Genomic DNA, 23,922 nt, shown 5'->3' with positions numbered 1-23,922 from the left:
GTTCCTTGGCCCATTGGGCCGAATGGGTTTTGCCATGGGTTGTGATGGACGGAAACGAAAAGTCGGGCAACCCCCGAGCGTAAGGGCGGTGAGACGCATGGTGCTAGGCATCGATGAGCGAATCGACGGCGTGAACCTCGGCAACTGGCTGGTGCTGGAGAAATGGATGGATCCGAAACCGTTCACCCGCAGCGCCGAAGACGATGAAATCTGGATGCACCGCACGCACGTATCCCTCTGGTCCGAACGGAATCTCGCCGAGGAACTGCGCCGGCACCGCGAAACCTACATCACCCTGGAGGATTTCCGTATTATCGTCGGTCACGGAATCAACCTCGTACGCATTCCCATACCGTATTTCATCTTCGGCGACTGGCCCGGGCATCCGGGCTGCATCACGTACCTCGACCGCGCGTTCCGTTGGGCGCGGGAGACGGGATTGAAGATTATGATTGACCTGCATACCGTTCCCGAATCGCAGAATGGTTTCGACAACGGCGGTCTGACGGGTGTGTGCAAATGGGCGCAGAATACGGACTTGGTGGAGTACACGCTGAACGTGCTGGAGCGATTGGCTCGCCGATACCGCGACGAACCGGCCCTGCACAGCATCGAAGTACTCAACGAACCAGTGAGCTGGTCGGTGTTCCATAGCACGTCGAACACGGCGAAAGACTCTCATGAGGCTTCCGGTAGCACGTATGTCTCACTGCGGTTTCTGAAGCGCTTCTACCGCGACGCTTACGCCCGGTTGCGCGCCGTGCTGCGTCCGGAAACCGTGATCGTATTCCATGACGGTTTCCGACTACTCCGCTGGGGCGGTTGGTTTCGTCGTGCTGGCATGCGCAACGTCATGCTCGACACCCATCAGTATCTCATCGCGATGGAGGATCCGCTGTTTTCGGGACCGGCACGCCGGCTGTACCTGCGATCGCGGCGACTGCCATGGCTGTACCGGATGCTGGTGGGCGCGAGTGGTATCGCCATTCGTTCGGCGGCTCGTCGTATTCCCGTGCTGGTGGGCGAGTGGTGCGTGGAGAATCAGTGGGCCCTACACAGCCAAAACCGATCGGCTGCATACCGCCAAGTGTCACGATTGCAACGCGCGGCATGGGACGTGTCGGCGGGACAGATCTATTGGAGCTACCAGCTTGCGCGCTCCGCGAAACCGGGTAGTGGCGAAGGGAAACCGCCGCGGGATCCTCGCAACGGCGGCAATCTTGAGGCGTGGGATCTGACTCGCGTATGGCGTCATGGATGGATTCGGGCGGATACCTCTCACGATGACATGCCATAGTCAGTCAATCAACGGCAATCGACACAAGGTGCATTAGACTCGGAATCATGGCAGAGGAAGAGACTCCGAAACGTATCCGAAAATCACCGCAGGAGCGGCGTGAGGAAGTGCTGGATGCCGCGGTGCAGCTGATCAGCGAGCGTGGGTTCAACGGTATTTCCATTCAGGATGTGGCTGATCGTGTTGGCATCTCCAAGCAGGGTGTGCTTCGGTATGTGGGTAATAAAGACAATATGCTGGCCATGGTGTTCAACGAGTATTACGGTGAAACGGGCACTCCTGAGGATTTCTTTGCATCAGGTATGCCTGGCAGTGATCCTACTGCGCCGCTGTTTCCTGCGTATTTGCGTTATTTGGTGCGGCATAATTCGCGTCGTCGCATGATGGTGCAGTTGTTTACCGTGCTTTCTGCGGAGTCGTTGAATCCTGATCATCCGTTGCATGATGAATTCACTGCCCGTATGGACGATATTTGGGAGCATTATTCGCGATATCCTTGGCTGATTCCTCCGCAATTGGGTTCGTGGAAGTCGAGCATGCGTCCGGTGGTGCGTAAGGCCATGGAAATCATGGATGGCGTGCAATTATGGTGGTTGCGCGAACCTGAAGTTGATTTGTGCAAAGAGTGGGCTCAGATGGAAAACATGCTGTTTCCCGCTCCATTATGGGATGCATATCGCTGATTATTTAAGATTGCATTGCATGTATTCGTGTGAGAAGGCGAGGGGTCTGACGGGCTTCTCGCCTTCTGTGTTGGTATGGTCATGCCGAGTTGCGTGCGTGCCTGCATCGTGTTAAACTACCAATTGGTAATTAAAGGAAATCGCTTCAATGAGGAAAGTGAGCAATCCCATGACCGAAACCATTGAAAACACTGCGAATCTGCCGTATAAGAATCCGGAACTTCCCACTGAGGAACGCATCGCCGATCTGCTTGGCCGTATGACCCTTGAGGAAAAAGTCGGACAGATGATGCAACTTGACGCGCGAAGCGGCGATTTGGACGATCTAATCGTCAACAAGCATGTTGGTTCCATTCTGCACACCTCGCCGTCCGACCTGCCGAAAGCCGTGGAAACGGTGAACACCAAAACCCGTCTCGGCATTCCGCTGGTGATCGGTGACGACTGCATTCATGGCTATTCCTTCTGGCCGGGAGCCACCATTTTCCCGGAACAATTGGGCATGGCGACCACGTGGGATTCCGAAAAAGTGCAGGCCGCGGGCCGTGCCACCGCCGAGGAAGTGTCGACTACCGGCGTGCATTGGACGTTCTCTCCGGTGCTGTGCATCGCGCGAGACACCCGTTGGGGTCGCGTGGGCGAAACCTTTGGCGAGGACCCGTACCTGATCGGCGAAATGGCATCGTCCATCGTCAAAGGCTATCAGGGTGGTGCCAAGGCGGGCGAGCCGCTTGCCAAAGACGCGATTCTCGCATGCGCCAAGCATTTCGCGGGCTATTCCGAAACCCAGGGAGGCCGTGACGCTTCCGAAGCCGATCTGAGCCACCGCAAGCTGGAATCCTGGTTCCTGCCGCCGTTCGAACGCGTGGCCAAGGAAGGCTGTGGCACCTTCATGCTTGGCTACGAATCCATCGAAGGCGTGCCGGTCACCTTCAACAAGTGGCTGCTTTCCGACAAATTGCGTGGCGCTTGGGACTATCAGGGCACGCTTATCACCGACTGGGACAACGTCGGACGTTCCGTATGGGAGCAGAAGGTTAAGCCGGACTATGTGCAGGCCGCCGCTGACGCGGTCAAGTCCGGCAACGACTTGGTGATGACCACCCCGAAGTTCTACGAGGGTGCGATCGAAGCCGTGAAGACCGGTCTGCTTGACGAATCGTTGATTGATGCCGCCGTGGCTCGTATTCTCGCACTAAAGTTCCGTCTTGGACTGTTCGAAGATCCGCGTCTGCCTGATCAGGAACGCATCAATGCGGTGATCGGCTCCGAAGAACACCAGCAGCTCAATCTCGAAGTGGCTCGCGAAGCCGTGGCATTGCTGAAGAACAATGGTTCGCTGCCGTTCAATGTGGCTGGCGCGAAGCGTATCGCGGTCGTTGGTCCGCTTGCCGACGATGCGCAAACTCAGCTGGGCGACTGGGCGGGCAGCTCCGGTCAGATCAACTGGATGCCTGACGGCCACCCGCGCGAGATGATCACCACCGTGCTTGATGGCTTCAAGCAGCTCTCTCCGGAAGGCTGCGAGGTCGTGTACTCCCGCGGTGCCAATATCGTGGATTTGGTGCCTGATCCGGAAGGCGAGTTCTACCCGGATGGCCAGCCTCGCCCGAAGATCGGCGTTTCCGCCAAGCTCGACCGCGCACTGCTCGATGAAGCCGTGGAAAACGCTCGCCAAAGCGACCTGATCGTGGCCGTGGTGGGTGATGTGATTCAAGCCATTGGTGAAGGCTGCTCCACCGCTACGCTTGAACTGCTCGGCGGCCAGAATGCACTGATCGACGCGCTGTCGAACGTGGCTCGCGAAACCGGCAAGCCGTTCGTGGTGGTGCTCGTCAGCTCCAAGCCGCAGGTGCTGCCGGCATCCGTGATCGGTACCAACGGTGTGATTGTTGACGAAACACCGGCCGAAGGCACTTCGGCTCTGCTGTGGGCTCCAAGCCCGGGCATGAAGGGCGGCCAGGCCATCGCCGAAATCATCCTCGGCGAAACCGAGCCGAGCGGACGACTGCCGATCACCTTCCCACGCCATGCAGGTCAGCTGCCGGTCTACTACAACCAGATTCGCGGCCAGCACGGCAACCGCTACGCCGACCTCACACAGGATCCGGCATTCGCATTCGGCGAAGGCCTGAGCTACACCACGTTCGAATACGGCGAACCGACGGTCACCAACGTTCCGGAATCCGGCGCATTCGGCGAAACCGACACCGTGCATGCCGAAATCACCCTCACCAATACGGGCGATCGCAAGGGCACGGAAGTAGTGCAGCTCTACATCGGCGACATCGTGACCTCTTACAGCTGGACGGATCGTGAACTCAAAGCATTCCAGCGTGTGGAACTCGAACCGGGCGAAAGCGAGACCGTTGCCTTCGATATTCCGGTTTCCGATTGCACCATCGTCGATTCTGAAGCTAACCGAATCGTTGAGCCGGGCGAATTCGAAGTGCTTATCGGTCACTCCAGCCGTCGCGAAGACCTGAAGCGCACCACCTTCACCGTCGCATAAGCAACCAAAATAAACCGTGTCGCAGAACTCGATAATCGACACGCCAGACTGATATGAGCCGCCTACGAAATGCTGATCGTAGGCGGCTCATGCAATTTCACGTAACATTTCTGCCTTACATAATGTTCTGCCTTACGTAATGTGTGGTGTGTGCCGGCGCAAACTGTAGCCGCGCCGGCATGCGAATATCGTCGACAATTTCGAAGCAAAAACTATTACACAACCTTTCTATCGAAGGAGCAGAATGTCTACGGATAAGAGGGACGCACCATCAGACATACCCATCGAACATGCCGAAAACGGCACGGTTTCCGCCACCAACGGCGTACAAAGCGGCGCAATCAACGACAAGTGTATGAGCGAAGGCAAACTCACCATCGTGGTGGTGACGCTCGCCATTCTCACCTTCCTCGGCATTCTGTCGGAAACTTCGCTGAACATCGCATATTCGGCGTTGATGGAAGAGTTTGCGATTTCCGCCGACGTGGTGCAATGGCTGACCACCGGGTATCTGCTGTTGCTTTCCGTGGCCATTCCGACGTCACCGTTCATGGTGCGCAAATTCCCGACCAAAGCGTTGTTTGTTATGGCCATCGCGCTGTTTTCCGTGGGAACGCTCGTCGGCGCGCTCGCATTGAACTTTCCGATGCTGCTTGCCGCACGACTGATCATGGCGCTCGGCACGGGTGTTTCCCTGCCGCTGCTGACCAACATCATTCTCGACAAGGCTCCATTCCACAAGCGCGGCATGATGCTTGGGTTGGTGAGTTTGGTGACGTGCGCGGCTCCGGCCATCGGGCCGGTGTTCGGCGGATTGGTGATGGAATTCCTGAACTGGCATTGGATTTTCTATGCCATGATTCCGTTCCTGGTGATTTCGTTCGTGCTTGGCGCGGCTACCGTGCCTGACATCCGTCACGGTGAGAAGGGCTATCTGTCGGTGCCATCACTGCTGTTGGTGGCTGTTGGCTTGGCCGGCATTATTGTTGCGGCCAGTTTCTTCGCGCAATGGAATGGCGATTGGCGATTCTGGAGTGTGCTTATCGGTGCCATTGTGGTGTTGGCGGTGTTCGCCGTATTGCAGTTGCGTATGGCTCATCCGTTGGTGGAAGTGCGTACGTTTGCATATTCGGGATTCACGCTCGGCATGGTGATTCTGCTCATGTCTTCCGGCGGTGTGCTTGGTGTGAACTTCTTGCTGCCGATTCTGCTGCAGCGAGGATTGGGGCATACGTCGATGACGGCCGCTTTGATTTTGCTGCCGGGCGCTGTGATTGGCGCGGTGTCGGCTCCACTGATCGGCGGCGCGTTGAAAGAGCATTTCCCGCCGAAGTTCATCGCCTGCGGTTTTGTTGGCGTAGCGGTGATGGATGTGGCGATGATGCTTGGCGGCTCGCACGAAGGAGCCATTGCCGTGGCATACGCGCTGTTCATGGCCGCTTCCGGATTCGTGCTGGTGCCCGATCAGACGCATGCGTTGAACCAGTTGCCGTCTTCCATGAACGCCGACGGTTCCGCGGTGATGAATACCATGCAGCAGCTCGCAGGCGCCATCGGCACGGCTGTGGCATCCACGTTGATTTCCGAATTCTCGGCCGCCAACGTGAATGCCGGCATGCAGCAGGCTGACGCTTATGTGGCTGGCTTCTCCACCAGCATGTGGGTGTTCTTCGGCATGGCCGTATGCGGTGAGATTCTGGCGTTGCTCATGTTCCGCTTCTCGGTGAAGCGTGCTCAGGAGTAGCCTGCAAGCCGAACCATTTGGGGCATGACTGCCCCAAATCTCAGTCATGGTGACATGCGGCCAATCCTCAGCGTCGAGCGATTCAGCCAACGCCATGCCATCCTCAAAGCATTGCGCCAACGATTCACGCTCGATTACGCGACTTTCCGCAGGACCTCCGGGAGGATTGATAACAACGGTTCCAGTGGGAAAGTGGTAATCGTAGGTTACTTGCGAACGATCGCCGGAATGGAAAATATCAAGCATGCGCTGCGTTGGCGCGAACTGTTGAAAAGCGAACGCCTTGCATTCCACCAAATCCAACAGTATGCCTCTGCGCAGCAAATGCGGTGCCTGCGCATCGCGAATCAAGGTACGCAACGACGTCATTATGCGTAAATATCGTTTTATATCGCAAACATTACCGTAGAGGCAAGGTTGTGCAACCAGCCAAGTCGGCAGCAAATCGGCACGCACCAACCCATCTTCGGGGGAGAAGGCCTTGCGTACCAATTCCCCGGAATAATCGGTGATTGACGTCTGCAATCGTCGTAATTGCTGAATGCGCTCATCCACCTGCGACTGCGCTGCGGCAAGTAACGCTCGCCAATCAAGCGAACCGTCTTCGAAACGGAATTTCTCCAACGAATCCAATGGCACGCCGGCGGCGATGCAGATACGCATCACATCGACGTCAAGCATTTGATCGGGGTGTAGTATCGGTAGCCGGTAGCCGGTAGCCGGTAGCCGGTAGCCGGATCTACTGCGGCTGGTTTCAAGATGTTATGCGCATCGTAATAGCGCAACGCCTTGGCGGTGATGCCGTCCAATTTGGCCACTTCGCCAATCGTCAGCAGCTCGTCATCATCGCCGGCCACGTATTGTTTCCTTGTCGTGGGCTTCACTGTTCGTGTTGACCTTGCCCTCGGGGCAAAGTCTATCATTCCGTGAGGTTGCTCCGTGAGGATGCGGAGCCTGAATGATATGCCGCTTCGACGATGAATGGCGGTAGGAGGTAATGCCATGGGCAATGAGGAACAGCGCGACTGGCTTGGTTCGGCCACACCGGTATTCGGTGACTTGCAAGACAAGTCCCGTGCCGCAGTCTGATGGTTTGAAATTTTCAAACGCTGCAGAATAGTAGTAAGGGTGGGTTTCGCCAGGTAAGGAGACCCACCTTGCCGTTGTGTTGCGTCGAGTTGGGCTGTGCTAACAGTGTTCCGCATGCGATTATGCGCGTGTGGATTCGCGTCGGATTAGAGTCGGCTCGATAAGCGTGGTGCTGTGCACGTGTGCGGCGGGATTGTCGATGTAGTCGAGCATCTGCGCCATGGCCTTGCGCCCCATGTCGATAGCGGGCGCGTTCACTACGGTCAGCGACATGGGGCATTTGGTCTCCAACCGTGCCCCCTCCATGCCGATGACGCAAACATCTTCTGGAACCCGTGGGCCGTTATGGTCATGGAATGCCGACAGCACGCCGGCGGCAAGCGCGTCCGAGACGGTGATGATGCCGTCTGGAATGGCGTTCAGGCCGCTACGCTTCATTGTGTCGATGATGTCCAGGCCGAGCTGGTAGCCGTCTTCAAACATCAGACCTTTGGAATTGATGAGTTCCAATTGCGTGCTTCCATGCGTGCGCGCAATGGTTTTTTCGACGCCCATCTGCCGATCTTGTACGGATTCATAGTCGAATGAGTGTGCGGCGAACGCGATGCGGCTGCATCCGATGCGAATGAGTTCATCGGCTGCGATCTGCCCGGCCGCCATATTGTTTTCAAGCACGCAGCACACCTGATCGGCGTGACGGGGATTGGTATGGTCGAGCAGGATGATGGGAATGTTGGCCGCTCGTGCCGCGGCCACGTCTTCGGGGGAGTCGGATATGGTGCTGAGCAGAATTCCGGCCACGTTCATGTCGATGAGTGTTTTCACCAGTTCGTTTTGCCGTTGCGCGTCGGATGATGCGTTCAAGGCGATAAGCTGCAGGTCGTTTTCTTCGCAGACCTCCTGCGCTCCTTCATGGATGAAGGTGAACAGGGAATGTTCGATATCGGTCATGATATAGCCGATGAGGCGCGGTCCGGCGTTCTCTCGCTGGGGGAGAAGCGTGTTTCTGCGGGGGGTGTAGCCCAGTTCTTTGATGCTTGCGCCGATTTTCTCTTTTAAGGTGTCCGATACGCGTTCGGGGTAGTTGAGATAGTTGGATACGGTGCCGATGGAGACGCCGGCATGTTTGGCGATGTCGGAAACGCCCACACGTTTTGATGCTGGCATGAGATTGCTCCTGTTCGTACATAAACCGGTTATTCCTTGATGTATCAATAGTCTACGCGCTCTCTTTTGAAATTGTATATTGAAAAACGCGCGACGATTTTGAAATTTTCAAAAACGAATGTAGTGTTTCAACTACAACATCACTGGAGGTGCTGCTGAGAACGGCAGGATGTTCTGGTGTATAAAACAATGGAATCGCAGTGTTTTCTGAATGCTGGACAGATCAAAGGAGATGCCTCGGCAATTTGAAAACGCAGTGAAAATCATTTGAAAAAAAGAAGGACATACTTGTGTGAAAAAACGCATGCAAGTATGAAAAAGTAAGGAAAGAGCAATGAATACTTCAACCAAGAAGGGCAAAGGATTGGGCGAATACATGCCGCTCGCCTTCGCCGCAGGCATCGGATCGATGCTGGGATCCGGCATCATCGTCGGTCTGTCGGCAACCATTGTGGTCTGGCAGGAAGGCCTTGGACTCGATACCACGCAGGTCGGCCTGCTTTCCGGTATTCTGACCTTCGCCATCGCCTTCGGCTCGCTGTTCGGAGGCCGCTTGGCCGACAAGATCGGCCGCGTGCTGTTTTTCAACTGGATCAACCTGTTCTACGCCATCGGTGCCGCCATCTGCGTGTTCGCCCCGAACTTCACCGTACTGCTGATCGGCCTGATCATTGCAGGTTTGGCTTCCGGCGCGGATCTGCCGGTTTCCATGACCATCGTCTCCCATGATGCTCCAGACGAGGCCACCGCCGCACAGCTCGTCTCCACCACCCAGGTGTTCTGGCAGGTGGGTGTGTTCATCTCCTTCATTTGCGCGTTCCTGGTTTCCGCCATGCAGGGTGCCACCGGTGGTCGTGTGGTGTTCGCCATCCTCGCAGTATTCGCTGTGATCGCATGGCTGTGGCGACTGCTTTCTCCGACCTTCCGCCGCTTCCATGAAGCTGCCGACGTTCGTGACGCCGCACGTCCGGCTGTTGTAGGCAACGGCAAGGTTTCCGTGACCAAGGTGCTGTTCGGCGCCGACAAGAAGGTGCTGCTCACCTACTTCCTTGCCATCGTGATCTTCTACGTCGGCTGGAACCTGCTGGCCAACACGTGGGGCCAGTTCCAGACCTACATGTTCTCCAAGGCCGGAGCCGCCCAGTCCCTGGCCACCGGCTTGGGCATCATCCTCAACTTCGTGACGCTCGTGCTCAACATCGTGTTCGCGTCCATCGCAGGCGGCAAATATCGTAACAAGGCGTTCTTCGCAGGCATCGTGATCTCGCTGATCGCCATGGCCGCCATGGCCATGGGCGGTGCAAACCTATGGGTCATCGTCGGCGCGACAGCCTTCATGAACCTCGGATCCCCGCTGGCAGGCGAAGCACTGTACAAGGTGTGGACCCAGGAATCCTTCCCGATCGAGATTCGCGCCTCCATCCAGGGCTTCATCAACGGCTTCTCCCGCCTGTGCTGTGGCCTGTTCGCGCTCATCACCCCGGCTCTGGTGCTTCCTGAAACCATTCAGACCACTATGTGGTGCTTCTTCGGCATCGTAATCATCGAAGGCATCGCCGGTACCATCATGATCCGTGCTCAGAAGAAGTACGGCACCGACGAAGAACGTCAGGCACGCAAGATCGCAGCCTGATTAGCAACAGCAATCACATAACAACTCAATATCTCCAATCGCAAGTCAGTTATGCAATACCTTGCGATTGCCAGCCAAAGTCCCAGCCATCGTCGCCGTTCGTTTCTCTCTCCTTGCGGCATGGCTCGGACTTTGGCTTCCCACCATCACAAATAAGTGATCTATTATTTTTGTAGACAAAGGGGTCATCATGGCCATTACTGATCCGCAGATTGTGCCCAGTACGCTGGCTTCGGATCTTGACATCATCAGCTTCACCGTGGAACACTACCCGGGAGATGCGCTCGGCATCGCCACCGCAGCCCCACGCATGACATGGGTGTGCTCCGGCATGCTGCCAATCGACGCGCAGATCCTGCTCAAAGTGACACGACGTGTTCCCGGCGGGCAACCTGTGGAAGAACGCACCTACCTGCCCACTGACACTTCCGTGCTTATTCCATGGCAGTTCGCGCCGCTCGCCTCACGCGAAGAAGTGTTCGCCACCATGCAGGCCGTTTCGGCAAGTCACCAGCCATTGGGCAAACCGAGCGCAACCCTGCATTTCGAAGTCGGACTATTGGAAGAACATGAGCATGTCGCCGATTTCGTCGGACCATCGTGGAGCGAATCCGAAACTGACCATCGTCACCTGCCATTAGTGCGCACCGAAGTCGAACTGAAGGAACAACCCAAACGCGCACGCCTATATCTAAGCGCACTCGGTCTTGTGGAAGCCGAAATCAACGGCGTCAAAGTCGGCAATGACGCGCTCGTACCAGGCTGGAGCAACTACAACCAGCGCGTGGAATGCTTCACCTACGATGTGACCGACGAACTGCAGTCCGGTGCCAATGCATTGGGATTCTGGCTCGGTGACGGATGGTACCGCGGACGCCTCGGCTTCGATGGCGGTTACTCCAACTTCTATGGCGATCGTATTGCCGTATTCGCGCAACTTGAGGTCGAATATGCCGACGGCAGTATGCAGAACATATATTCCAACGCATGGGACCGCCAATGGAAGGCGACGCTCGGACCGATCGTCTGCTCGGATCTGTGCGAAGGCGAACGATATGACGCTCGACTGGAACAGCCGGGATGGTCGAAACCAGGATTCGACGACAGCTCCTGGCAGCCGGTCGCGGAAGTCATGTATGACCCGGCACGTATTGAAAATCCTGAAACATCGCCGGTGCGCGCGCATGAATCGCATGAGCCGGTCAGCGTCGAACGCATCGGCAACACGGAAGATGGTCGTGGCATATGGCTGGTTGACTTCGGACAGAACTGTTCGCAGCGCATCCGCCTGCACATGCGCGATCTTGAAGCAGAACAAAGCGTGACGTTACGTCATGTGGAAGTGTTGGAACCGGACGGATCCATCGCCACGCGAACCTTGCGCAGAGGCCAGCAGTGCGATGTGTACACTTCCAACGGTTCCGACGCTTGGTGGGAGCCACGATTCGCGATGCACGGCTTCCGCTATGCACAGATCGAAGGTTTCGCAGGAGAACTGACCGCAGCCGACATGGATTGCCGCGTCTACCATTCCGTGATGGAACGCACCGGCGAACTGACCACATCGAATCCGCTGCTCAACCGTTTGCACGAGAACGCCGTATGGTCGATGCGTTCCAACTTCGTGTCCATTCCAACCGACTGCCCGCAACGCGACGAACGCATGGGTTGGACGGGAGACATCTGCCTGTTCGTGCCTACCGCGGCTTATTTGTATGACGTATACGGGTTCCTGAAAAGCTGGCTGAAAGACGTGCGTGCCGACCAGGTCAAGTGGGGCACTGTGCCGTTCTACGTGCCGTTCGTGCCGTTGGGCGTATGGGCGCATCCACAAGCCATCTCCACGTGGGGCGATTCGGCGGTGGAAGTGCCGTGGACGCTGTACATGGAAAGCGGGGACGTGCAGGTGCTCGCCGATTCCTACGATCTGATCCGTGATTGGATCGATGAAGTGGCAGGGTACCTTTCGCCCGATGGCGTATGGGATCGCAAGCCGGACTATCCGCTCGGGCAGCTTGGCGATTGGCTTGATCCGACCGCGCCTCCGGAAGATCCTACGCAGGCCATGACCGAAAAGGAACTGGTCGCCACCGCGTTCTACGCACGCAGCTGCATGCAAGGCACGCATATCGCGCATATTCTCGGCAAAACCGATGATGAAACTCGATTCGCCGCCCTGCGTGACCGTGTGATTGATGGATTCCTGCAGCGTTTCACCAACCTTGACGGCACCATGACATCCGACACCCAGTGCGCCTACGCGCTCGCCATCGCCTTCGGACTGCTTGACGGCGAACCGGTGCGCCGCGTGAAGGCCGGCAATCGACTCGCCTGCCTGGTGCGCGAATCCGGCGGCAAGGTAAGCACCGGATTCGCCGGCACGCCATTCGTGCTTCCGGCGTTGACCATGACCGGCCATAACGACGAGGCCTACGCGCTGCTTACCTCCACCGAATGCCCAAGCTGGCTTTACCAAGTGGTTATGGGGGCCACCACCACGTGGGAACGTTGGGATTCCATGCGGGCCGATGGTTCGCTGAACCCCGGCGGCATGACCTCGTTCAACCATTACGCGCTCGGATCGGTGGCGGAATGGATGCATGCGCATATCGGCGGCCTTGAAGCCGTTGAACCCGGCTGGAAGCGGTTCCGTATCGCTCCGGTGATCGGGGGAGATCTCACCCATGCCGAAACCTCTCACATCACCCCATATGGCAAGGCGGAAGTGCAATGGGAAGTCAACGCCAATGTGCTTGATCTGACGGTTGCGGTACCTGCCGGAACCACGGCATTCGTGGATATCGTCGACCATGAGTGCGTCGATCTTGTTGCGGGAACGCATCATCTGCAGATGGCGCTGTAATCGTACGGAATCGTGTGAAATCGTATGAACGAAAGTCCTGCCGAAGCTGAAGCCGAATAAAAGTCGGCGTCGGCAGGACTGCGATCATACCAAAAATGAAAAAAAGCTTTCTTCATCGTATATTTCAAATCATTGCAATATTTCAAAAAAGAACATGCTTCCAAAGGGGGAATCATGACAGCAAACGCATCACGCGAGCCAAGCACCGCAGTATTGGGTGATATCGCACCTGACAGCGGCCGCAAACTGACATCCACCGAAAAATGGCGATTCGGCGTCGGCTTCGTGCTCTTCTCGCTGATTTGGATGGTCGCAGGCACTTCCGGATCGGCCGTGCTGCTGCCGCAACGATTCACCGAACTGAACATAGGCGTGCCCGAAGTGATTCTCGGCACCATGAATTCCGTAGGCTGCGTATTCGCACTGTTCTCCAACGTGATTTTTGGTGCGTTAAGCGACATCACGCGCTCGCGTTTCGGCAAGCGCACGCCATGGATTGTGGCAGGTGGTCTGATTACGGCAGCCGGCTATGTGCTCGCCTTCTCCAGTGCGCAGTTGGTGGGTATTGTGGCCGGATGGTGCATTGTGCAGGTCGGCGTCAACATGATGATCGCTCCGGCTGTGGCAGTGCTGTCCGACCGCATTCCGGAAAACGTGCGTGGTACGTTCTCCGCATTCTATGGTGGTGCGCAGATCGTCGGATCATCCGCCGGAACGTTCCTCGGATCGAAATTCATTGAAAACATGGGCACCGGATTTGCGATCGGTGCGGCACTGTTCGCAGTCACCGGTATCGTGACCGTGCTGATCTGGCCGCGCGAACGCTCCTCGGCTGCTTCTGTGGCTTCCGTCGAGTCTTCGGATGCCACCGCAAAGCTCGACGTCAAGCAGTTGCTGCGTTCGTTCATTCCTCCTACCAAGAATTGCCGAGATTTTTACTTGGCATTGATGGGCAGATTGCTGCTTATCTTGGGTTGGAACATGATTTCCGGCTATCAGCTGTATATTCTGCAGAAATACTGCGGGTTGAGCGTAAAGGATTCCGCGGCGACGATTTCCACCATGTCGGTGATTTCCATGGTTGTGCTGATCGTCACGTCCATGGTGTCGGGTCCGCTGTCGGACCGTCTGCAGCGCCGCAAGGTCATCGTGGCGATCGGTTCGGTGATTATCGCGATTGGTGTGGCCATTCCGTGTTTCATGCCGAATGCTTTGGGCATGATGCTGTTTGCAGGCATCGGCGGTGCCGGTTATGGCATTTACATTGCCGTCGATCAGGCGTTGAACGTCGATGTGTTGCCAAGTCAGGAAGAAGCTGGTAAGGATCTGGGCATTCTGAATCTTGCCAACACCGTTGGTCAGGTGCTTGCGCCTGTGGTTGTCGGTGCGATTGTGCTTGCCACTGGCAGTTATGCGGCGCTGTTCCCGATCGCTGTGGTCGCGGTGCTGCTGGGTGCGGTGTTCATCATGCTGATTCGCAGGGTGAAGTAGCTGCGGTGATGCGCAATGTGCTGGCGATTGCGGCACAGGTGATTTCGACATTGCGTTCCGTGTTGGCGATCAACGTTGTAAGATCTGCTGGCCCGGGCGCAATGCCGAATGTTGCGATAATGCCGGCTTTGTTCAGCGCTTCGACGGTGTGTGGGTCACGGGTTACCGTTCCGCCGATGGCAATGGTTGGTTTTCCTTGCGATTGCGCCAATTTTGCAATGCCGCTTGGCACTTTGCCGTATGGCGTTTGACTGTCGATAGAGCCTTCTCCGGTGATGACGACGTCAGCCCAAGCGCACGCTTCACGGCCATGTGCAAGATTAAGCACGAGTTCGATTCCCGGCTTCACTGTTGCGTTGAACAGGCCAAGCATGCCACCTCCGGTACCTCCCGCAGCGCCCGCTCCCGGAGTGTGCTCGATATCGCGGCCGTTATATTGCATGATTGCGCGCGCGAGATTCGCAAGCCCCTGATCGAGAAGCTCGACCTGTGTTGCGGTCGCGCCTTTTTGCGGGGCGAACACATGGGCGGCACCTTCCGGGCCGGTCAAAGGATTGGTGACGTCGCAAGCGAGAACAATCGGAACGTTTTTGATGAAATCGGAAACTCTTGAATCGTCAATCCTTGCCAAATCAACAAGAGCGCCGCCACCAAGCGGAGTATCATGACCTGCCGTATCAAGAAAATGAAATCCAAGCGCGCGAGCCAATCCCGTGCCACCATCCGTAGTGGCACTACCACCCAAGCCGAGCACAATACAATCCGCGCCAGCGTCAATCGCAGCGCGAATCAGTAAGCCGGTACCGAACGTGGAAGCAACCAACGCATTGCGGTCGGCAGGGGAGACCCGTTCAAGTCCGCTTGCCGAAGCCAATTCGACCACGGCGGTGTGGAGAATACAAGAAGCATGATTATTGCCAAGAAAGCCAAACTGAGCGGTAATCGGGCGGCCGATCGCGTCAACTGTCTCAGCACTGTGCAACGTGCCGGCGGTGGCATGAACCAAGGCCTGTGTCAATCCTTCGCCGCCATCGGAAAGCGGCAAAAGCCAGCATTCCGCCTGCGGATTGCCACGCTTAATGCCGCGAGCCATCGCCTGTGCGATTGCTTCAGCCGAAGCGGCCTCCTTGAACGAGTCCGGTGCCAGCAAAATCCGCATACATGCCTCCTTCTACGTCTGCATCCATACAGTAATGCAGTGCCGGGGCAGAGGCTTAGCGGTAGCCCTCCCACATGGGCAGGGGGAACAGGGTGTCTTCGCATTCCGCCCACATGGCGTTCAGGTCTTGGCCGGGCGTGCGTAGCCAACGCAGCTGCACGCCATCCATCATGGCGAATCCCGCATTAAGCAGCCGACGCGTATCAACGCCTTCGGGCACACGCCAACGGATATTGAGCGCGGTATCGGCATTATGCAGCTCACGATTGGCGAAGTACTCGTGTGCAGGGTGGTTCGGGTCGATCGCTTCGGCACTCAACGTGGAAAACATGTGCACCTGAAGCGGTCTGCGTGCGTTCACCGCCACGATTCTGCGCCACATGTCGGCGATCAACGGTCGTGGCTCACGTACCATGTCGGTAAGAATGTCTTCCGTTTCGGAATCGTAGACTTCGTCCAGCGCGGCTGTGAGCAGTCCTTCCTTACTGCCGACATAATGCAGTACGCCAGCCTTGGTGAGTCCTACGCGATCGGCGATTTTCTGCAGGGAAGTGCCGTAATAGCCGAGCGTCCCAAACAGTTCGACGGCCGCGTTGAGAATCTCCGCCCTTCGGTCGACTTCTTCGTTGGCCATGATGATTCCCTCTCTTGCCCTTCATTGATGGCGATTCATGTGCGCTGCAATGCTTATGAATCGTCATTTCTCTCAAGTTGTAAATACTGCAGTTACTTTACGGTCGGTTAATTGATTTTTCAAAGAAGATTGGCGTGTTGCGGTGTTGGTTTTGATAAAGTACCTACCAACCGGTTAGTAGAGATTTCGGGGTTGAGGTCTCATGCAGATCGGTTAACCGATACGAACTCAAGAAAACGATGCGAAAGAGGAACGTATGAGCGAAAAAACCTATCCTTCCATCAATGATCTGACGCTTGAGGAGAAGGCATCCCTGACTTCCGGCGGCGACGCTTGGCATCTGCAGGGTGTTGAAGCCAAGGGCATTCCCGGCTATATGATCACCGATGGCCCCCACGGCCTGCGCAAGTCCAACTCGGCCACCACCGGCGAAGTCGATTTGAACAACTGCGTGCCTGCCACCTGCTTTCCGCCGGCCGCTGGTCTGTCCAGCTCGTGGAACCCGGAACTCATCCACCGGGTCGGCGAAGCCATGGCCGAAGAGTGCATTCAGGAGAAGGTTGCCGTAATCCTCGGCCCGGGCGTGAACATCAAGCGCAACCCGCTTGGCGGCCGCTGCTTCGAATACTGGTCCGAAGACCCGTATCTGGCGGGCCATGAGGCAGTCGGCATCGTCGCAGGCGTGCAGTCCAAGGGCGTGGGCACCTCGCTCAAGCACTTCGCCGCCAACAACCAGGAAACCGACCGTCTGCGCATCAGCGCCAACATCTCCCAGCGTGCGCTGCGCGAAATCTACTTCCCGGCATTCGAACACATCGTCAAGGAGGCCCAGCCGTGGACCATCATGTGCGCATACAACTGCATCAACGGCGTGCATGCCGCCCAGGATCACTGGCTGCTCACCGACGTGCTGCGCGACGAATGGGGTTTCGAAGGCATCGTTATGAGTGACTGGGGTGCCGACCATGATCGCGTGGCCTCCCTCAACGCGGGCCTCAACCTCGAAATGCCGCCAAGCTACACCGACGACCAAATCGTGTATGCGGCACGCGACGGTCGCATCCAGCCGGCACAGCTCGACCGCATGGCACAAGGCATGATCGACCTGGTCAACAAGACCCGCGCGGCCATGAGCATCGAAGGCTATCGTTTCGACATCGAAGCCCACGACGAAGTCGCCCACCGGGCCGCCATCGAATCCATGGTGCTGCTCAAGAACGACGACGCCATCCTGCCGGTCGCAAACGATGCCAAGGTCACCGTCATCGGCGAATTCGCACGCACTCCGCGCTACCAGGGCGGCGGCTCCTCGCACATCACCCCAACCAAGATGACCAGCTTCCTCGACACCCTCACCGAACGCGGCGTGGATGCCAAGTTCGCCCCAGGCTTCACCCTCGACCTCGAACCGGCCGATCCGGCACTCGAAGCCGAAGCCGTCGACGCTGCCAAGGGCGCCGACGTGGTGCTCATGTTCCTGGGGCTCCCCGAAGCAGCCGAATCCGAAGGCTTCGACCGTGAGACCCTCGACATGCCGGCCAAGCAGATCGCACTGCTCGAAGCCGTCGCAGCCGAAAACAAGAACGTTGTGGTCGTACTCTCCAACGGCTCCGTCGTCACCGTGGCACCGTGGGCCAAGAACGCCAAGGGCATCCTCGAATCCTGGCTGCTCGGCCAGTCCGGCGGTCCGGCGCTCGCTGACGTGCTGTTCGGCAAGGTGAGCCCGTCCGGCAAGCTCGCGCAGACCATTCCGTTCGACATCAACGACGATCCGAGCACCATCAACTGGCCGGGCGAAGAGGGGCATGTCGACTACGGCGAAGGCGTGTTCGTGGGCTACCGCTATTACGACACCTACAACAAGGCCGTCGACTACCCGTTCGGATTCGGCCTGAGCTACGCCACGTTCGAAGTGAGCGACGTGAAGGCTGTCAAGACCGGTGCCTGTACCGCATCCGTCAGCGCAGTGGTCAAGAACACCTCGAACGTTGACGCCGCCGAAACCGTGCAGGTGTACGTGGCTCCTGGCAAGGCCGACGTAGTTCGCCCGAAACACGAGCTTAAGGGCTTCAAGAAGGTATTCCTCAAGGCTGGCGAATCCGCAGAAGTCTCCTTCGAGCTCGACGATCGCGCCTTTGCCTACTGGTCTGAGAGGTTCAATGACTGGCACGTGGAGAGCGGCGAATACACCATCGAGGTCGGCACGTCCAGCCGTGACATCGCCGGTTCCGCGGTGGTGGAGCTCGACGGCGACGGCAAGGCCCAGCCGCTCACCGAATGGTCCAACTTCATGGAATGGCGTAAGGATCCGCTCGGTTCCAAGGTGCTTGAAATCCTGCGTGCCGAGGGCGAAGCCGGCCGCATGCCGGTGGTGCCCGACAACGACATGACCCGCCTGTTCCTCGATTCCATGCCGATCAACAGCATGTCGGTGCTGATGGGCGCCGATGGCAAGCAGATCTTCGAATACATGCTTGAGAAGTACGCTGAACTCACCAAGTAGTTTCGTAGGATTCAAGGCTTAAGGCCGAGGGATTCGATCCGTTAACGCTGAACCGGTGCGGATCTGATTCCTCGGCCTTTTTGTCGCGGACGATGAGATGTGCGACACGCTAATCGTTGCATGTGCAACAGTTGTATATGCAACGGTTTAGCATGTGTGGTGTGACAGAAGTGACGAATGAACAATACAAGGAACCGTCAGGTTCACGACTTGCCGAAGTCTGGGAAAGTGGCCTGACCAAGCCTCCCAGCGTGGCCATTCGCTCGCTGCACAACGTGGTCAACCGGTATTTGCGCGTCACCCGTCCCGAAGAGGCGGAAGACGTCAGCAACGGCAACGTTGACATCATCGTGTACTTGGCAAGACATGATAACGAGGAGATCTTCCCTCAAGACATCGAGCAACGTTTCGGCGTGACCCGATCCACATCATGCCGAGTGTTGGGACTGATGGAGCAGAAGGGGCTGATCGCCCGCGAGTCGGTGAAGCGTGACGCACGTCTGAAAAAGATCGTATTGACGGACAAATCGAGGCATATTGCCGAAGTGCTGCACGACAATGCGAAAAACATGGAACGAATCCTGTTGGAAGGTCTTGATGACGACCAGATCCGCCAATTCATGCACATGCTTGACGTCATGCAGACGAATCTGGTGAAAACAGGTTTGATCGGAGACGAAAGCCGATATTCAAGCTTGGAAATACAGGAACAGGATTTTGGCGAATCGCAGGTTTCGCAAAAGCCGCAGGTTTCGCAAGAATCGCAAGAATCATGCGATGGACGGAATCCGCATAATCGCGATTCTCATGATGAATACGTTTCGCGCATACTGCGAATGTCGCAGGAAATGGCGATCGCAAACAACCTCAGGTAACACACGCAAGCAAGTAAGTACGAAAAAGAAAGGACAAGGAGTGACAGCGGCAAACGCAACGACGTCCACAACGTCAAAACCAAAGCAACACGTCATTCGCACACTGGGCAAATCCCTGCGCGAATACAAAAAAGCCAGCCTGCTCTCCCCGGTATTCGTAGCCGTGGAAAGCGTGCTGGAAATCCTTATTCCGACTGTCATGGCATCGCTGATTGATGAGGGCATCAGCGGTGGCAGCATGCCGGCGATTTTGAAATTCGGCTTGATTCTGCTGATTTGTTCGGCGGTTTCGCTGACATCCGGCTTTTTGGCCGGAAAGTTCTCGGCCATTGCGGGCGCAGGATTCGCCAAAAACCTGCGTCACGACCAGTTTGAGAAGGTGCAGGGCTACAGCTTCACCAATATCGACCGTTTCTCCACCGGTTCGATCATCACGCGACTGACCACTGATGTGACCAACCTGCAGAACGCATATTCAATGATCATCCGCATGGGTGTGCGCGCTCCGATCATGGTGATTGTGGCGTGGATCTTCTCCTTCCGCATCAGCCCATCCATCTCTTTGGTGTTTCTCGCCTGCATTCCGGTGCTTGCCATCGGCTTGTGCGGTCTGGCAGTACTGGTGCATCCGGTGTTCGAGCGCGTGTTCCACACGTACGACAAGCTCAACAACGTGGTAGACGAGAACCTGCAGGGCATCCGCGTGGTCAAGTCTTACAATCGCGAACAACACGAAACCGAAAAGTTCAACCGCATTTCCGAGCGCATTTTCAAGGACTTTACCAAGGCCGAACGCATTATGAGCTTCAACAATCCGCTCATGATGCTGTGCGTGTACGTGTCCATGCTGCTTATCGCCTGGATGGGTGCCCAGCAGATCGTGGCGTCCGGCAACAATGCGGCCTTGGGTTTGACCACCGGCGATCTGACCGCACTGGTCACTTACGCCATGCAGATCCTCATGGCCATGATGATGCTGTCCATGATTTTCGTGATGTGCATTATTTCGCAGGCTTCCGCCGAGCGTATCTGCCAGGTGCTGAACGAGGAAAGCACGGTTACGAATCCGGAAAATCCGGTTATGGAAGTGAAGAATGGTGAGATTGATTTCAACCATGTCACCTTCCGTTATTCCGCCACTTCCGAAAAGCCGGTGCTTGACGATATTGATTTGAAGATCCGTTCCGGTATGACCGTCGGCATCGTCGGCGGCACCGGTTCCGCAAAGTCCAGTTTGGTGCAGCTTGTGCCACGTTTGTATGACGTGACCGAAGGCTCGCTGAAGGTCGGCGGCGTGGATGTGCGCGATTACGATTTGGAAGTATTGCGCGATCAGGTCGCCATGGTATTGCAGAAGAACGTGCTGTTCTCCGGAACCATTGCCGAAAACCTGCGTTGGGGCAATCCGAACGCCACTGATGAAGAGATTCGTCACGCATGCCAGCTTGCGCAGGCCGACGGCTTCATTCAGGAATTCCCCGACAAGTACGATACGTACATCGAACAGGGCGGTACCAACGTTTCCGGCGGTCAGCGCCAGCGTTTGTGCATTGCGCGTGCGCTGCTGAAAAAGCCGAAGATCCTTATTCTCGACGATTCCACGTCCGCGGTCGACACCAAAACCGATCAGCTGATTCGCGCCGCATTCCATCATGAGATTCCCGACACCACGAAGATCATCATCGCCCAGCGTGTGGCCTCCGTGCAGGAATCCGACATGATTCTCGTCATGGATCATGGCCGCATCATGGCGGCCGGCACGCATGACGAACTGCTGGAAACCTGCGACGAATATCGCTCCATCTATGAATCGCAAACCAAGAATCAGGCCCAGCCTGAGGAACTGCGGTGAAAGGAGGGCAAAAATGACTGAACAAACTTCCGCATTGAAATCCAAGGACAACAACAACGCGGCCGGCATGCAGCAATCGCATGGCAAACCGCTGGTGCAGAAAGCCGCACCCGGCACCACCAAGCGTATCTTCGGCTACGTCTTCCAATACAAGTGGCGTGTGGCGCTCGTGGTGGTGTGCATTCTCGTCGGTGCCGCGGCCCAGGCCGGATCGTCGCTGTTCCTGCAGTCGCTGGTCGACACGTACATTCTGCCCATGGTCGGCGCCTCCGATCCTGATTGGATGCCGCTGCTGCGCGCGTTGACGCTCATGGCGTGCCTGTATGCGGCCGGCATTTTCTGCAGTTGGCTGTGGCAGTGGGTCATCGTCACCGTGGAGCAGGGCACGTTGAAGAAGATCCGCGACGACATGTTCGCCCACCAGCAGACCCTGCCGATCCGCTACTTCGACACCAACGAACACGGCGATATCATGAGCCGCTACACCAACGACACCGACACGTTGCGCCAGGCCATCAGCCAATCGTTCCCGCAAATGTTCTCGTCCGCGGTGTCCGCAATCGCCGCGCTCGTGTCGATGCTGTGGCTGTCGGTGCCCGTCACCATTTTCGTGCTCGCATTCACCATGATCCTGTTTGTGGTGGTACGCAAGGTCGTTTCCCGCTCCGGACGTTACTTCGTCAAGCAGCAGATCGCCATCGGCGACGTGAACGCATTCGTGGAGGAAGCGGTCAACGGCCAGAAGGTCATCAAGGTCTTCAACCATGAAGACGCCACCCAAACCACCTTCGACAAGAAGAACGAAGAACTGTTCGAAGCTTCCGCCGAAGCGAACACGTGGGGCAACGTGACCATGCCAATCGTAGGCAACATGGGTTACCTGCTGTACATTCTGCTGGCTATTTTCGGCGGATCCGCAGCGATTTCCGGACTTGGCAACTTCGGATTGTCCGGTGCTGGCCCGCTCACCCTGGGTACGCTGATCTCGCTGTTGACGTTGTCTCGTTCCTTTGTGAACCCGCTTGGCCAGGTGTCCATGCAGTTCAACATGGTGATGATGGCGCTTGCAGGCGCATCCCGCATCTTCGCGCTTATGGACGAGCAGCCGGAGGACGACGGCGGTTCCGTGACCTTGGTGAACGTGGAACTCGGCGAAGATGGACGCACCATGACCGAAGTTGACCATGAAACCGGTCACTGGGCGTGGAAGCGCGAGGAAGGCGATGACGGCACCCGTTCGCTCAAGGCCGCGCAATCCTTGAGCCCGCGTGCCGCCGAAGTGGCCATGAAAGCCCGTGAAACCGCCATTACCTCACCGGACGGTCGCCTCACCCTCCTGCAGGGCGATGTGCGCTTCACTGACGTGAACTTCGGCTATAACCCCGACAAACCGGTGCTGCACGACATCACCTGGTTCGCCAAGCCCGGACAGAAGATCGCATTGGTGGGCGCAACCGGTGCTGGCAAAACCACCGTCACCAATCTGATCAACCGTTTCTACGACATTCAGGACGGCATGATCCTGTATGACGGCATTTCCGTCAAGGGCATCCGCAAGCCGGATCTGCGTCGTTCGCTGGGTGTGGTGCTGCAGGACGTGAACCTGTTCACCGGTACGGTGATGGACAACATCCGCTACGGTCGCCTCGACGCCACCGATGAGGAATGCATCGCCGCCGCGAAGCTCACGAACGCCGACGGCTTCATCCGCATGCTGCCCAACGGCTACCAGACCGTGCTCGAAGGCGACGGCTCCGGCCTGTCCCAGGGCCAGCGCCAGTTGATTTCCATCGCACGTGCTGCCGTGGCCGATCCGCCGGCCATGATCCTCGACGAGGCCACCTCGTCCATCGACACCCGTACCGAAGAGGTGGTGCAGGCCGGCATGGACAACCTCATGAAGGGTCGTACCGTGTTCGTGATCGCCCACCGCCTCTCCACGGTGCGCAACTCCGACGTGATCATGGTGCTCGACCATGGCCGCATCATCGAACGCGGCTCGCATGACGAGCTCATCGCGCAGAAGGGCGAGTACTATCAGCTCTACACAGGTGCCGTAGAACTCGAATAATCTAATAGTCTCCTGAATTGGAGCGATGCGAGCACACGCTAGCGTTCTACACTAGCCGCGCTTCGATCCCTGTCGGCTGATACCGCCCTTATGGCCGGTGGCTTTGAACGGCACGGATCCTCTGGAAAATCCCTTGCTTTGAAATTGCGATTTTGAAGCAAGGGATTTCTTATTGTCTTTGCCATGCATGGTATTCGGCTGCGGCCAGCCCGCCTTCCGTGAAGGCGGTTCCGTCATACGTTCATGAGACTGCTGCATGAGCAGCGATTATAATTGGCTTGCGTAATCGTTGCATAAATCTCGCTTGGTTTGTCGTTATGTCAATAATAGGTTATCCTTTCATGGGTAA

At 56.9% G+C, this 23,922-nt stretch carries 16 protein-coding genes; 12 read left to right on the top strand and 4 right to left on the bottom strand.

Features of this window, described 5'->3' with window-relative positions; all coding sequences use genetic code 11:
* Positions 1 to 97 precede the first annotated feature (97 nt).
* The 5 genes from KSY55_RS08490 (at position 98) to KSY55_RS09165 (ending at position 6,614) form a co-directional block, all read left to right on the top strand.
* Entirely contained in the window at positions 98 to 1,297 is a 1,200-nt protein-coding gene (locus tag KSY55_RS08490; protein ID WP_034880874.1) for a glycoside hydrolase family 5 protein, read from the top strand.
* Positions 1,298 to 1,344: 47 nt separating this feature from the next.
* Complete coding sequence (locus KSY55_RS08485; protein ID WP_065438122.1) at positions 1,345 to 1,980, top strand: TetR/AcrR family transcriptional regulator; 636 nt, start codon at positions 1,345 to 1,347, stop codon at positions 1,978 to 1,980.
* A 148-nt stretch (positions 1,981 to 2,128) separates the two neighbouring features.
* On the top strand, positions 2,129 to 4,492 hold the full coding sequence (locus tag KSY55_RS08480; RefSeq protein ID WP_217749695.1) for a glycoside hydrolase family 3 N-terminal domain-containing protein: 2,364 nt from the start codon (positions 2,129 to 2,131) through the stop codon (positions 4,490 to 4,492).
* 244 nt (positions 4,493 to 4,736) lie between these two features.
* The gene (locus KSY55_RS08475; RefSeq protein ID WP_217749696.1) at positions 4,737 to 6,236 is read left to right on the top strand and encodes a DHA2 family efflux MFS transporter permease subunit; all 1,500 of its coding nucleotides are present in this window, start codon (positions 4,737 to 4,739) and stop codon (positions 6,234 to 6,236) included.
* Between the two features lie 24 nt (positions 6,237 to 6,260).
* On the top strand, positions 6,261 to 6,614 hold the full coding sequence (locus tag KSY55_RS09165; protein WP_117659290.1) for a hypothetical protein: 354 nt from the start codon (positions 6,261 to 6,263) through the stop codon (positions 6,612 to 6,614).
* Positions 6,615 to 6,898: 284 nt separating this feature from the next.
* Here the strand turns inward: KSY55_RS09165 and KSY55_RS09160 are convergent, their stop codons facing one another.
* Together KSY55_RS09160 and KSY55_RS08465 are read right to left on the bottom strand one after the other, a co-directional pair.
* Complete coding sequence (locus KSY55_RS09160) at positions 6,899 to 7,093, bottom strand: MerR family DNA-binding transcriptional regulator (RefSeq protein WP_223057891.1); 195 nt, start codon at positions 7,091 to 7,093, stop codon at positions 6,899 to 6,901.
* Positions 7,094 to 7,445: 352 nt separating this feature from the next.
* Positions 7,446 to 8,492 carry a LacI family DNA-binding transcriptional regulator gene (locus KSY55_RS08465; protein WP_065441227.1) on the bottom strand — a complete coding sequence of 349 codons (1,047 nt, stop codon included), beginning with the start codon at positions 8,490 to 8,492 and terminating at the stop codon, positions 7,446 to 7,448.
* Positions 8,493 to 8,826: 334 nt separating this feature from the next.
* Here KSY55_RS08465 and KSY55_RS08460 point away from each other — a divergent pair, with 334 nt between their 5' ends.
* From KSY55_RS08460 to KSY55_RS08450, 3 genes are all read left to right on the top strand, one after another.
* Entirely contained in the window at positions 8,827 to 10,125 is a 1,299-nt protein-coding gene (locus tag KSY55_RS08460; RefSeq protein ID WP_034880881.1) for an MFS transporter, read from the top strand.
* A gap of 190 nt (positions 10,126 to 10,315) precedes the next feature.
* Complete coding sequence (locus tag KSY55_RS08455) at positions 10,316 to 12,988, top strand: alpha-L-rhamnosidase (protein WP_217749697.1); 2,673 nt, start codon at positions 10,316 to 10,318, stop codon at positions 12,986 to 12,988.
* Between the two features lie 174 nt (positions 12,989 to 13,162).
* Positions 13,163 to 14,479 carry an MFS transporter gene (locus KSY55_RS08450; RefSeq protein WP_117645294.1) on the top strand — a complete coding sequence of 439 codons (1,317 nt, stop codon included), beginning with the start codon at positions 13,163 to 13,165 and terminating at the stop codon, positions 14,477 to 14,479.
* Here the strand turns inward: KSY55_RS08450 and KSY55_RS08445 are convergent.
* Positions 14,454 to 15,638: a glycerate kinase gene (locus KSY55_RS08445; protein WP_217749698.1), complete on the bottom strand. Its 1,185-nt coding sequence runs from the start codon at positions 15,636 to 15,638 to the stop codon at positions 14,454 to 14,456. The genes KSY55_RS08450 and KSY55_RS08445 overlap by 26 nt on opposite strands.
* 55 nt (positions 15,639 to 15,693) lie before the next feature.
* The gene (locus KSY55_RS08440) at positions 15,694 to 16,272 is read right to left on the bottom strand and encodes a TetR/AcrR family transcriptional regulator (RefSeq protein ID WP_117664675.1); all 579 of its coding nucleotides are present in this window, start codon (positions 16,270 to 16,272) and stop codon (positions 15,694 to 15,696) included.
* A 256-nt stretch (positions 16,273 to 16,528) separates the two neighbouring features.
* On the opposite strand from KSY55_RS08440, the gene KSY55_RS08435 reads away from it, so the two are divergent.
* From KSY55_RS08435 to KSY55_RS08420, 4 genes are all read left to right on the top strand, one after another.
* Positions 16,529 to 18,775 (top strand): exo-alpha-(1->6)-L-arabinopyranosidase, encoded by a 2,247-nt coding sequence (locus KSY55_RS08435; protein WP_217749699.1) that lies wholly within the window; start codon positions 16,529 to 16,531, stop codon positions 18,773 to 18,775.
* Between the two features lie 152 nt (positions 18,776 to 18,927).
* Positions 18,928 to 19,650 (top strand): MarR family winged helix-turn-helix transcriptional regulator, encoded by a 723-nt coding sequence (locus tag KSY55_RS08430; protein WP_065435233.1) that lies wholly within the window; start codon positions 18,928 to 18,930, stop codon positions 19,648 to 19,650.
* Between the two features lie 40 nt (positions 19,651 to 19,690).
* On the top strand, positions 19,691 to 21,502 hold the full coding sequence (locus KSY55_RS08425) for an ABC transporter ATP-binding protein (protein ID WP_217749700.1): 1,812 nt from the start codon (positions 19,691 to 19,693) through the stop codon (positions 21,500 to 21,502).
* 13 nt (positions 21,503 to 21,515) lie between these two features.
* Positions 21,516 to 23,573 (top strand): ABC transporter ATP-binding protein, encoded by a 2,058-nt coding sequence (locus KSY55_RS08420; RefSeq protein ID WP_217749701.1) that lies wholly within the window; start codon positions 21,516 to 21,518, stop codon positions 23,571 to 23,573.
* Positions 23,574 to 23,922: the final 349 nt, after the last annotated feature.

This window comes from Bifidobacterium sp. MSK.13.1 (genome assembly GCF_019131435.1).
Taxonomy (GTDB): domain Bacteria; phylum Actinomycetota; class Actinomycetes; order Actinomycetales; family Bifidobacteriaceae; genus Bifidobacterium; species Bifidobacterium pseudocatenulatum.
The sequence above is the reverse complement of the archived record's forward strand: the minus strand, read 5'-3'. Positions and strand labels throughout refer to the sequence as shown.